The organism is Natranaerobius trueperi (assembly GCF_002216005.1).
Lineage (GTDB): Bacteria > Bacillota > Natranaerobiia > Natranaerobiales > Natranaerobiaceae > Natranaerobius_A > Natranaerobius_A trueperi.
The window spans coordinates 17390-29673 of record NZ_NIQC01000004.1; the positions used below are offsets into that span (position 1 = coordinate 17390).

Annotated in this window: 12 protein-coding genes and 1 pseudogene; 2 read left to right on the plus strand and 11 right to left on the minus strand. The window is 33.4% G+C overall.

Annotated elements, in window-relative coordinates; translation table 11 throughout:
- Positions 1-158: 158 nt before the first annotated feature.
- The 5 genes and pseudogenes from CDO51_RS13705 to CDO51_RS13710 form a co-directional block, all read right to left on the minus strand.
- Positions 159-299 carry a hypothetical protein gene (locus tag CDO51_RS13705; RefSeq protein ID WP_158212286.1) on the minus strand — a complete coding sequence of 47 codons (141 nt, stop codon included), beginning with the start codon at positions 297-299 and terminating at the stop codon, positions 159-161.
- Between the two features lie 283 nt (positions 300-582).
- Positions 583-920 (minus strand): annotated as a pseudogene (locus tag CDO51_RS13440) (GGDEF domain-containing protein).
- Between the two features lie 150 nt (positions 921-1070).
- The gene (locus CDO51_RS02745; RefSeq protein ID WP_089022771.1) at positions 1071-1253 is read right to left on the minus strand and encodes a PAS domain S-box protein; all 183 of its coding nucleotides are present in this window, start codon (positions 1251-1253) and stop codon (positions 1071-1073) included.
- Between the two features lie 60 nt (positions 1254-1313).
- Entirely contained in the window at positions 1314-1727 is a 414-nt protein-coding gene (locus tag CDO51_RS02750; protein ID WP_089022772.1) for a hypothetical protein, read from the minus strand.
- Complete coding sequence (locus tag CDO51_RS13710; protein WP_089022773.1) at positions 1718-1909, minus strand: hypothetical protein; 192 nt, start codon at positions 1907-1909, stop codon at positions 1718-1720. The genes CDO51_RS02750 and CDO51_RS13710 overlap by 10 nt, the downstream gene beginning before the upstream one ends.
- Before the next feature lie 43 nt (positions 1910-1952).
- Here CDO51_RS13710 and CDO51_RS14895 point away from each other — a divergent pair, with 43 nt between their 5' ends.
- Positions 1953-2525 (plus strand): DUF5050 domain-containing protein, encoded by a 573-nt coding sequence (locus CDO51_RS14895; RefSeq protein ID WP_158212287.1) that lies wholly within the window; start codon positions 1953-1955, stop codon positions 2523-2525.
- Positions 2509-3333: a DUF5050 domain-containing protein gene (locus tag CDO51_RS14900; RefSeq protein ID WP_089022775.1), complete on the plus strand. Its 825-nt coding sequence runs from the start codon at positions 2509-2511 to the stop codon at positions 3331-3333. The genes CDO51_RS14895 and CDO51_RS14900 overlap by 17 nt, the downstream gene beginning before the upstream one ends.
- Before the next feature lie 1847 nt (positions 3334-5180).
- Here the strand turns inward: CDO51_RS14900 and glmS are convergent.
- From glmS to amrA, 6 genes are all read right to left on the minus strand, one after another.
- Positions 5181-7004, minus strand: coding sequence for a glutamine--fructose-6-phosphate transaminase (isomerizing) (gene glmS, locus CDO51_RS02770; RefSeq protein WP_089022776.1), 1824 nt, complete (start codon positions 7002-7004; stop codon positions 5181-5183).
- 237 nt (positions 7005-7241) lie between these two features.
- The gene (glmM, locus tag CDO51_RS02775; protein WP_089022777.1) at positions 7242-8576 is read right to left on the minus strand and encodes a phosphoglucosamine mutase; all 1335 of its coding nucleotides are present in this window, start codon (positions 8574-8576) and stop codon (positions 7242-7244) included.
- Between the two features lie 36 nt (positions 8577-8612).
- Positions 8613-9794, minus strand: coding sequence for a CdaR family protein (locus CDO51_RS02780; RefSeq protein ID WP_089022778.1), 1182 nt, complete (start codon positions 9792-9794; stop codon positions 8613-8615).
- Complete coding sequence (gene cdaA, locus CDO51_RS02785; RefSeq protein ID WP_089022779.1) at positions 9791-10615, minus strand: diadenylate cyclase CdaA; 825 nt, start codon at positions 10613-10615, stop codon at positions 9791-9793. Before cdaA ends, CDO51_RS02780 begins: the two co-directional genes overlap by 4 nt.
- Positions 10616-10708: 93 nt before the next feature.
- The gene (gene amrS / locus CDO51_RS02790; protein WP_089022780.1) at positions 10709-11734 is read right to left on the minus strand and encodes an AmmeMemoRadiSam system radical SAM enzyme; all 1026 of its coding nucleotides are present in this window, start codon (positions 11732-11734) and stop codon (positions 10709-10711) included.
- Between the two features lie 9 nt (positions 11735-11743).
- Entirely contained in the window at positions 11744-12277 is a 534-nt protein-coding gene (gene amrA / locus CDO51_RS02795) for an AmmeMemoRadiSam system protein A (protein WP_089022781.1), read from the minus strand.
- Positions 12278-12284: the final 7 nt, after the last annotated feature.

Here is a 12284-nt window from a genome sequence, read left to right on the forward strand (position 1 = left end):
TTCTCTATTTGATCAGCTATTGTGAAAGCAACACATTTTATTAATGTTACTCAAGCATATCAGAAACTTTCTTCACCAACCTGGCTACCCAATTCTTTTCAATCCTAATATTCTCCTTTAGTAGGTAAGCATATTCATATTAATCTAATATAATTTAGTTAGCTTGCTACTATTTCTACAGTAAACCTCTCCATTATAAAACTCTTATAGTAACTCCCTGTCAATTCATCTGTTACTGCCTTATAGTTTGTCTCTTCTAGAGGTCTTTTATGTCCATATATTACCAAATGACACGTCATTCATAATTATGCTTGCTGTAACATCTTTAAGAATACTACAACTTTCTCATTTTTAACTTCTACTGGTATAGCCATTTATAAATTTTTCTAGAATATATTCTAGCTTTATTATGGTGTCATCTTCGATATAATCTCTCACTGGAGATACAATAAGCACATATTCCTTGGTTTGCCCATCCTTTGTGACAAATTTTCTCTGTTAAAACCAAGCTACCTTCTTGGTAATGTATCACCCTTTTTTAATGGCTCAATAACTCTCATTTAGACTCTTTACTTTAATACTTTATGATAGACAGATTCTATTATTATTGACTTCTATTCGCCTATTCTTTATCCGTTCAGCAATTTTTTCTGCTGTTTTTCGATTTGTATTTGGAAGTAATATAACAAACTCATCACCGCCCATCTTGCAATAATATCTTCACTTCTACATACATTTTTAAGTACATCTGTTGCTTCAATTATTAAATTATCTCCTTCCGTATGACCATCTTGAACATTTATCTCTTCTATCTCCACCTTACCAGTCTCTAAACATTTTATAGAAGGACACGGTTCACAGGGTTTTCCTCGTTTATGATAAACCTGATAACACTTTTTACCTTCTAAAAGGGTTTTCATTTGTTTTAGTTCACTTTCGACTTGCTTTTGTTTTGTTATATCAAGGGTAACTACCAGTAATGAATTCACTTCCCCATTCTCATCTATTTCAGGTACAATCCGACCGTGAAAATGTTTCCAAACAACTCATGATAAACCTCTTGTTCTTCTTTAGGTCTTACCGAGAAAAAAATCTTTTGATATGCCTAATTCCCTTTCTACAGCCGTATTTGCATAAATATGTCTTGAAGAAATATCGTGACGTACCACCATGTCTGGGGAATTCTCAACCAAATTGATAAAATCTTTCTCAGCCTTTCTCTGTTCTGTAATATCATCTGCATAACATACCACAAACTCTACTTCCTCGTTTTGATCTAGTTTGAGGGTTTTATTAATAGCTAACAGTCTTTTTTATCCTCCTCCATTTATTACTAGCCCTTCCGTTAGAACCTTACTTTTCTCTTCAAAAACTCTCTTATTGTCTTCTATACAGATCTCTGCTTCTTTCTTCGTAGCCAGCATTTCCCACAGTGTTTTATGCTCTAATTCACTTTTTGAAACACCGAAAAAATCCGCATGAGCTTTATTAACTTTTCCATAAGTCTCTACGTCTTTCAAATACCACACCTGTGCTTCAATATTATCTAGAATCATCTCCTTTTCATTAGCCTTATTGATTAATTTATTTTCAATTTGGAGCCTTTTTAACGTTGCAGAGACCTGGTTAATATACATTTCTATAAGTTCTTTATATTTTAAGCTAACACCTTTAGGCATGGTAATTGATACAGAACCCAAAACATCACCTTCCGAACTCATTTCCATATATGTAACTCACCCAAAGGTGACACTTTGTCCAATTGTTTAAGTACTTTTTCTAAAAATGGCTTATCACTTACAAATGCAAATAAATCTTTCACAGAAGTCAATTTATCTTTTTCCCCAAAGCTTTCGTAATTTGTTTGCCATTTCGCTCCCTCAGGTTGAAAACCGAATTTATTAAGCAATTTCCTTGCGTCTCAGAAATTCCACTAACGGATTTGGTCACAGTTGTATCCTTATCGTTGTCACGAAGAAGAAGGAATTAATACCGAAAGAGGAAATACAACAGGAAACATAGTAAATAGAGGTATAGTTAGTAAATATGATGATAAAGTCTTTTTTAGCAATCTAAATGAAAATGGGCATTTGTACAAAAAAGAAGTTGATGGTAGTACAGAATTGCTAGTTGATGAACCTGTAGAGTTTATTAATGTTTTAGATGGTTGGGTTTACTATTGGGTAGCCGATACTGATGATGGTAAGTTATTTAAAATCAGAACAGATGGTACTGATAAAACTTTAATTAATGATGATCATGATCACTATATTAATGTAGTAGATGATCACATCTACTACAGTGACTATCTGGATGAGGGTACCATCTATAAGGTGAAAACTGACGGTAGTAATAAAACTAAAATTACAGATGCAGAGTTTCCATCAGATTTAAGTGTTGTAGATAATTGGATTTACTACTATAACCCTCACGGTGAGAATCCTGGAATTCATAGAATACAAACAGATGGTAGCAATCACAGTAAACTAATATGTAAGAGTGAAGAGCATGAACGTTGTAGATGATGATATATATTATTCAAACAATGATGGCATCTTTAGAGTAAACACTGATGGTGTAAGTAAAGTGCAACTCAGTAAACACCCTTCAAACAGCATTAATGTTACGAATGATTATATTTTCTATATTAATGAGTCTGATGGCTGGTATAACGTTTACAGAATGAACAAAGATGGCAGCGAAGAAGTTCGTATTATTGATATCAGGTCTTTTGATCTTAATATTGCTGAAGGTAAAATTTATTTTCAAGATTCCGAAGGAAATATTCAAACAATACCCAAAAACGCTCCAGAAATAACAGAATCTAGGGAAAGAGAAAATGTTAATCGAGAAGATGTTCAAAACAAACTGAAGGAAATAGCTGTAAATATGCTGGGATCAGCACCTAAAAGCGAATCCGAATTACCTTGGATTCAAAACACTAGTGGATCAGGGATCAACAGGGTGACTTACGACCACACCGTACCTTATGCTCAAATTCAATATAAGTTCTTACCAGATGGCGAAAATATACATCAATACACGAGAGAAGAACTAGTGAATTTAGCAGAAAAAGATATTCTGAACTTACTAAATGAATTAAGTAAAGTACAGGACATCGATTATTTAATAGATCGATTGATAATTTATGTCGATACTCCTATTGAAACAGATGAGTTTAAGGATGAAACAGACGATGATTTAGTAGAGATTTGGAGATCACAGTTTAGTGTAAGTATCAGCGGAAAAAGCCTTGCAGAAATTGACTGGGAAAGTATTTCAGTACGTGAGTTAGAAAATCAATCAAACGTTGAAATAAACTTGTTTAACTGATATCTTATCTCTCCATTCAAGTAAAAAATCACAACTTGTAATATTGAATGTACTGATCAAAAGAATATATCATTAAGCGGTGGTTCTTTACCTGGCCACCGCTTTTTTATTTCTTCTAAATTAACACTACTATAGTAAAACAAAAATTTTCACCCTCTCCTTGTTACCTCAGAATAAAAGTGGAAAAAGCCAACTCCTAAAACCCCATTCCCAACGTACTCTAAATTTTTCCTTGATAATAAAAGTAGAAAATTTGGAGTTGATTTTTAGGTGATTTGATAGGTTTTAGGTGATGCTGCTTAATAATTTTTTGGATGCGAATAGAAAGATAATTTTGGAATATATTGGTGATGTTTTATTAGAATTTGGGGGATATGTGGGATTATTTTATTCGAGGTTGGGGCATAGTTGCTAAGTCACTGGAGAGTGACAAAGGATTGATTAAATAGGCTTAAAGGGGTCTCTTATGTTCCTGAAAGGGTTTTCAATAAGGGGTGATTTTCTTAAAATTTTGATGGTAGCACGACCGAAAATGCGGGTTTATACGAGGATCATAAAGGATCTGGCATAGTCTATAAAAGATGATGTGTCAGGGGATAAGAGAAATTTTAAGACGTACTAAATACTAACTCAATAAGACACCATCAGAACATGCACTAATAATCACCACTTATCCTCAAGTCTATTTTGAAAACGCCTGTTTACCCCCATGTTTATCAACAATATTCTCCACACTTATCAATAAAAAATATCTACCCCCAGTAGGTGAATTTTTGATCCAGCAAGGTTGTTAGGATCATTAGGATCATGATCATTTATGTTACTTCGCATCACTTTTCACCTGAGGGGGTAGATTTACACTTTTAACATCCTAATTTTTTACTTGTAAATTCTTCCTCTGTGTTTTCCACTTTTTTTATTGGGGGACAACTCTGTTACATGAGAATAAAAGTGGAAAATACCAACTCCCAAAACCCCCATTCCCAAGGTATCCCAAAATTTTCCTTAATAATAAAAGTGGAAAATGAGCAGTAAATTTATTCCTATTTATTCTAAAAAGTTCCATAAAATTTCCAGCTCAAAGCGAATTTTGAATAATAAAAGTGGAAAATCAGGAGTTAAATTTTAGGTGATTTGGTAGGTTTTAGGTGATGTTGCTTAATCATTTTTTGGGTGAGATTTTCGGAGAAATTATTGGCAGATTTTAGCATGATTTTATTAAAATTTGGGGGATATGTGAGATTATTATATTTGAGGTTGGGGCATAGTTGCTAAGTCACTGGAGAGTGACAAAGGATTGATTAAATAGGCTTAAAGGGTCTCTTATGTTCCTGAAAGGGTAGGTAAGTTAGAAGTGATTACCTTAAAATTTTGATGGTAGCACGACCGAAAATGCGGGTTTATACGAGGATTATAAAGGATCTGGTATAATCTATGAAAGCTGATATGTCAGGGGGTAAGAGAAGTTTTAAGACATACTATTTACTAACTCAAGACACCATCAGGACATGCAAATAATAATCACCTTATCCTCAAGTCTATTTTGAAAACGCCTGTTTATCCCCATGTTTATCAACAATATTCTCCACACTTATTAATAAAAAGATCTACCCCCAGTAGGTGAAGTTTTTGATCCAGCAAGGTTGTTAGGATCATGTAGGATCATGATCAGATTTATGCTACTTCTATTCACCTAAAGGGGGTAGATTTACACTTTTCATCCCCTAATTTTTTACTTGTAAATTCTTCCTCTGTGTTTTCCACTTTTTTTATTCATTTTCCTGATTTATTATTCATTTTCCACTTTTTTTATTCGGGGACAAACTCTGTTTTTTCTCTTTTATTCTTTACTCTACTGTAACACTTTTAGCTAAGTTTCTTGGCTTATCAACATCTGTACCTCGTGCAACTGCTGCATAATAAGACAAGAGTTGAAGAGGGATTACACTCAAGATTGGACTTAATAATGGATCAATATTTGGGATTCGTATTATTTGATCTGATTCATTATTAATTTCAGTATCATCTTCATTAACTACAGTTATACACTGTGCACCCCTTGCTTTAACTTCTTGTAAGTTAGATATAGTTTTTTCGTATACATGAGGTTGTGTAGCTAAGGAAATCACAGGTACATTATCTACAATTAAAGCAAGGGTTCCATGCTTTAACTCACCAGCAGCATAAGCCTCTGCATGAATATAAGATATTTCTTTTAACTTTAGAGCTGCTTCTTCTGCTACTGCCCAGTCTAAAGATCGACCAATAAAAAAGGCATTTTCATATTTGGAAACTTTTTTAGCAATGTCTAAAATCTCATCTTCATATTCAAATATTCTTTCAACATGTTCAGGTAAACTGTTTATAGTTGTAACTAATTGGTCTAAACGTTCACTAGTTATTGTCTTTTTGGTTTGAGCGAAATAAGTCGCTAATAAAGAAAGAGCTACTAGTTGTGTCACATATGCTTTCGTAGATGCAACAGCAATTTCAGGACCAGCCCAAGTATATATTACTTCATCAGCTTCACGAGAAACTGAGCTTCCCACTACATTTGTAATAGCTAGAACTTTTGCTCCTCTTTTTTGCGACTCTCTTAGAGCTGCAAGAGTATCAGCTGTTTCACCAGATTGACTTATAACTATTACAAGATTATTGTTTGACAGTAAAGGATCACGGTACCTAAATTCCGAAGCTATAGAAACCTCAACTGGAACTCGTGCTAAGGATTCAAATAAAGATTTACCAATTAATCCTGCGTGATAAGCAGTACCACATGCGACAATATCAATTTTATTAAAAGAAGAAATTTCTTCTTTAGTAAGTGATAACTCTTCTAGATCCACTGAATCCTTTTGCACACGGCCTCTCACTGTCTCTTTAACTGCTTTTGGTTGTTCATGTATCTCTTTTAACATAAAGTGGTCATAACCACCTTTTTCAGCTTCTTCAGTATTCCAGTTAATTTCCATAGTTTCTTTTGTTACTTCTTTAGCATTCTCATCATATATAGTAACTTCATCCTGTTTTACTAAACCAGTCTCACCATCATCTAGAATAATAGCCTCTCTAGTGTAATCCAAAATAGCTGGTATATCTGACGCAATTACATTTTCATTTTCTCCAACACCAACAATTAATGGACTGTCTTTTCTAGTACATACTATCTTATCAGGTTCTTTTTGATGTAGGACTCCTAGAGCATAAGAGCCCTCTAATTTTTCTTGAATATTGATAACAGTTTTTAATATATCACCATCATAATTCTCTTCAATTAAGTGAGCTATTACTTCTGTATCAGTCTCTGAATTAAAGGTATGACCTTTTTCTTGTAACTGTGCTTTCAAAGATTGGTAGTTTTCAATTATACCATTATGAACTATAGAAATATTATTAGAGCAGTCTTGATGCGGATGTGAATTAGCATCAGATGGCTTACCATGTGTTGCCCAACGAGTATGCCCAATACCTATTGAACTTGTGAAATTTTCTTTCTCTAATATATCAGTTAAATCATATAAACGTCCCTTTGTTTTAACTGTCTTTAAATTATCTTCTTCTATAACTGAAATACCTGCAGAGTCGTATCCACGGTATTCTAGTTTTTTTAATCCTTTTTGTAAAACATCAACAGCTTTTTTATATCCAATATATCCTACAATACCACACATAATTAACTTCCCTCCAATTTCACTGGATCATGTCTTTATTCTGTTGTCTCTTATCACCCAGCACCTTTTGTCCTCGAGATTAATCTCGAGTTTTGTTATATGCCTTTAACGGTGGTGATAAACACCGGGAGGTATCCGCCGATTACTCGATTAACCTCCAACCTCGTCAACATTTTTCTAAGCGAAAAATGTCCTGGCGCTTTTAAGCATTTTTTTAGTAAATACCACCTCCTTAAATTAATTCTCTCCTGCCTCTTCTTTGATGACTTGGGTTATATCATTTGCAACCTGATGTAATAGTTCACGATCTTTTCCTTCAACCATCACACGAATTACTGGTTCAGTCCCAGACGGTCTCAATAATACACGTCCGGTTTCACCAAGCTTTTTTTCTGCATTATTTTTGGCATTTTGAACATTTTGTGAGTTACTAGCTCTTTTTTTACCTGAAACTTTCACATTTACAAGTACTTGTGGTAATTCTTTCATTATTGAAGCTAAACTTTTTAATGATTCTCTTTTAGAAGTTATTACTTCCATTAACTTTAACGCCGTTAAAACTCCATCACCAGTGGTATTATCAAGTAAATTGATAATATGACCTGATTGTTCTCCCCCTAATATACTATTACTTCTTTTCATCTCTTCTAATACGTAACGGTCACCAACTTTCGTTTCCTTTACTATAATTTCTTTCTCTTCTAATGCTAGTTTTAGACCTAAATTACTCATTACTGTTGTAACCAGGATATTATTTGATAGCTTATTTTGTTCTTTGTAATATGACGCCAATATTGTCATAATTTTATCTCCATTTGTCTGATTACCTTCTTCATCAATAGCAATTATTCTATCACCATCACCATCAAAAGAAAACCCTAGATCAGCTTTATGATCAATCACTGCTTTAGAAGCTAATTCAGGATCAGTTGAACCACATTCTACATTAATGTACTCTCCTTTTGGTTGAGTGTTTAAAGCTATAACTTCAGCTCCAAGATCTTTAAATATTCTAGGAGCAACTTTGTACGTGGCCCCAAAAGCACAGTCTAATACGATTTTATAGTTAGTTAAATCTAATGGGTGATTTTTTAATAATTGAAATATATATTCCTCATCATAATCTTTATCTATCTTAGAAATTTTCCCGACCTCTATACCAGTTGGTCGTGATAATTCTCTATTAAGTAGATCTTCAATAGTGATCTCATGATCTTCAGATAACTTATATCCTTTATCATCAAAAAATTTAACCCCATTGTCAGGTACAGGGTTATGTGAAGCTGATATCATTGCACCACCTGCAACATCTTTTTTATTTGTAAGATAAGCAACCATTGGAGTAGATACTATTCCTAATAATTCAACGTTTAAACCCACAGAAGTTAACCCTGCAGCTAAGGAAGCCTCTAACATGGTTCCTGAAAGACGAGTATCTCTACCTATTAGAACAGTATCACCGCGTTCTTTTAAAAATTCACCTGCCGCTCTTCCTAGTTTCAAACAAAAATCTGGTGTTAAATCTTTATTTGCTATACCTCTTATACCATCAGTACCAAATAATTCTGGCATCTAGTTCACTCCTTTTGAACATTTTAATATATTTTATTAATCTTTTTGGTCATAAATAACCTTTGATGGATTAATTTCTAAAAGCTCTACATCAGAAGGCAAATCTACTGTTATCTCTAACTCACTAGTCTCATCATTAAGAGATTCTTTTAGCGCATAAGCTTTCACATCTTGCTTATCTAAATTTTCTAGTGCCTGTGGATTTCCCATTACCACTACTTCCACATAATCTTGTGTTATTTTATCTGAGGTCATATCATCTGAAAGCTCTAAAGGTACATCAAAGGAAACCTCTTCTAACTCATCTAGTTCACCAGTTACTACAACTTTACTTTCTGATAATTCTTTTACACCCTCTATCTGTTTTAAACTTATCACAACAGTTTCTTCCTCAAGTAACTTTGTCAATTGTACTGGTTCTGTTTCTATATAGTTGAGTTCATTTAAAACACTTTCCCATCCACCAACAGTTACAACCTCAGGTGATACTTCAACATTTTCTAAATTATACCCAGATAAATCATCTTCTATATTAACATTAACATCTACCTCTTTTTGTGGAAACTCCATTGGAACAGAAACTTCTACCATTCCAGGAGAGACCTCAACATCTTCGATAATTTCATTTTCATCATTTAAGATTTCTACTGCTATTCCCTTTTCCAAAGATTCTTTAGCTTCATTAATATTTAAAGAGGCAACCACCCTATCAATTTCTTCAACTAATGATTTAGCTCCTGAAACTGTAACATTTTCAGGAGTTATTATAGTTTTTTTAGGTGATAGTCCTTCATCCGGTTGTCCAATAATTTCTGGTTCAACAGGGAAAATTTGTTCAGTTACCTCATCAAGTTCAACCTCCACTTCACGTGGATGGATTTCAGTTACTTCAAACTGTGGAATACTAGATAATACAGAGACACTATGCGCACCAGGTCCAAGGTCTTGTAAATCAACATAAAACATTAATTCATCTTTTTGTACTTGATCTAACATAGGTCTTGTACCTCTAATTGTAGCAGACACAGGTTGAGGTTCTTGGACTAAAATTAATTCTGGATCCTGGTTTCTTATAGAAGGTTGGATATTATCATATGTCTTTGACACTTCACGAACAGAGACATCACCGGTATCATTAGAAACAAATAACCACAAAAGAACTGCCAACGCGAGTGACAGTAATTTAATAAAACCATTCTCTGAAAATATTTTAGTCAATTTCCTAACCTCCAGTGCCAGAAACTCTTTGACCTTTCCTCATTACCACCCCATAGTTTGATCAAAAAACTTTCTAACTCATCTTCATCTAGATACCGACTGAGCTTTCCATTTTCAGCTAAAGAAATAGCTCCCGTTTCCTCACTAACTATGAGACTAATTGCATCAGAGTTCTCTGTAATTCCAATAGCAGCGCGGTGACGTGTCCCTAGTTCTTTTCCTAAATTAGGTTTTTCTGTTAATGGTAAATAGCAACCGCCAGCCTTAATTAGGTTATTATTTATTACAAGGGCCCCATCATGTAAGGGGCTTAATGGCATAAAAATATTTATCAATAATTCCGCACTAATTTCTCCATTGATTTTTATTCCGGTTTCTACTATATCATTTAACCCTGTTTCTCGTTCTATAACTATTAACGCTCCTATTTTTCGAGTTTGGAGCACCTTTATTGATTTCTTAACTTCTTTAATAGTAGCTTCTCTTTCATCTCCTTGATTTGAAGAGAATATGCCCTCACCAAAAAACTTTCCACGACCTAACTGTTCAAGAGCACGACGTAATTCTGGTTGAAAAACGATAGGTATAGCAACAATACCAATGGTCATTATCTGAGTCAACAACCAATTTATTGAACGAAGTTCTAATCTATCACTAATAACCATAGCTACTAGTAAAACTAATAGTCCTTTTAAAAGCTGAATTGCCCTCGTACCACGAATTAATAAAGTCATTCTATAAAAAAGAAAGGCAACTAACGCAATATCTATTATGTCTATCAAAGTTATCTGAGAGAATATGTCAGTGACTCCCTCCCACATTTTTGCCACTCTCCATTCTATAACTTTTATAACACACCAATCAACATACGTAAATAATTCTACATCATATATATTTAATCCTTCTTATCATTTTTAACGGAAAATACCATAAAGGTATTCTCTACAGTTCGCACACCTATTCTTAATTATCTGGTTTTCTACCTGTAAGTTATTTCGCTTAATGATAGGTGATTTGCAATTTGGACAATAGGTAGTCTGATAATCATGATTCAAAATATTACCTATATAAACATGATTAAGTTTATCTTTTGCTATGTCATAGGATTTAATAAGTGTTTTTAATGGTGTTGGTGAATTATATGCCTTAAAACTCGGAAAATATCTAGTAAAATGAATCGGTATATTTACATCTGAATCTTGTACCCAATCAACAAAGTTTCGAATCTCATCTAAATCATCATTAAGTTCAGGAACTACAAGATAAGTTAGTTCTATATGAACCCCTGTTTGATATAACCTTTTGATTGTTGTTAAGACTGTTTTAAGTTTTCCACCTAATGAATGATATGTTTTTTCTTGAAAAGATTTAACATCTATATTTGCAACATCAATAAACGGTAGTAAACTATCTAGAGCTTTTTGTGACATCATCCCGTTAGAAACCACTATATTATTATAACCCGCCTCTTTTACTTTTGTAGCAATAGGGTACATAAATTCTAACCAAGTAGACGGTTCAGAATAGGTGAAAGCAACACCTATTATTTGATTATTCTTATTATAACTATCTAACATATTAACAATATTTCGTGTATAATGATTATTCTCATTATATAAATACCTAAACTTCAATCTATCATGAGATAGTTTAAAGTTTTGACAATAAAAGCACTCCATATTACATCCAGTTAGTCCTAATGATAAGACCGAATGTCCGGGATAGAAGTGATACAGAGGTTTCTTTTCAATAGGGTCAATATTAAAAGCTTCAATTTTAGATACTTCTCGAAAGACTATCTGCAACTCATTAGAGACAGTCTTTGCCATTTTATTACCACAAAAGCCTACTTCACCATCTTTTAATCTGCATCTTCTAGAACATATTAAACATGAAATAAAACCATTTTCTTTTAGATATATGTTTGGAGGTAAACTCATTTAGTTTTGTCACCCCTCACTAAATCTAGTTACTTTAAAACGATATATCTTAATACCTTGTTCATCTAAGGAAAGATCTACTTTTTGACTTGCAATTCTAAGCTGGTTAAAAACAGTGTCTACACCTTCTAAGTCAGGTAATAATACTCCACGGCGATAGTCTTTTTCAATAACAACACCATATTTTTGTGCATCTAGTTGGTTTGTATCAGATACGTATTCTAAGGGTGAAATAACATCTACAGAAAATTGAAGCTTATTAATTTCAGAAATTAGCACTTCGGGAAAACGGGGATCATTTGTACCGGCACTTACTGCATTTTGAATTATTTCATAAGCCAAGTTTTCTTTTGTTGGCTCTAAAGTACCAATACAACCTCTAAGATTACCATCAATATCTTTTATTGAAACAAACGCTCCCCTAGGGTTGTAAAAGAGCTGGGGTAAATTTTTAGGCGGTAAAATAAACTTTTCTTCTTTTACATATAAGGTTAAACTATCTCTTGCTAAAGTGAGAGCTGTTTCTCTCTCTGTATTACTCATTGTATAT

Coding starts and splice junctions, on each gene's coding strand:
- CDO51_RS13705 (WP_158212286.1), bottom strand. CDS start 299: ATGACGTGTCATTTGGTAATATATGGACATAAAAGACCTCTAGAAGAG.
- CDO51_RS02750 (WP_089022772.1), bottom strand. CDS start 1,727: ATGGAAATGAGTTCGGAAGGTGATGTTTTGGGTTCTGTATCAATTACC.
- CDO51_RS14900 (WP_089022775.1), top strand. CDS start 2,509: ATGAACGTTGTAGATGATGATATATATTATTCAAACAATGATGGCATC.
- glmS (WP_089022776.1), bottom strand. CDS start 7,004: ATGTGTGGTATTGTAGGATATATTGGATATAAAAAAGCTGTTGATGTT.
- glmM (WP_089022777.1), bottom strand. CDS start 8,576: ATGCCAGAATTATTTGGTACTGATGGTATAAGAGGTATAGCAAATAAA.
- cdaA (WP_089022779.1), bottom strand. CDS start 10,615: ATGTGGGAGGGAGTCACTGACATATTCTCTCAGATAACTTTGATAGAC.
- amrS (WP_089022780.1), bottom strand. CDS start 11,734: ATGAGTTTACCTCCAAACATATATCTAAAAGAAAATGGTTTTATTTCA.
- amrA (WP_089022781.1), bottom strand. CDS start 12,277: ATGAGTAATACAGAGAGAGAAACAGCTCTCACTTTAGCAAGAGATAGT.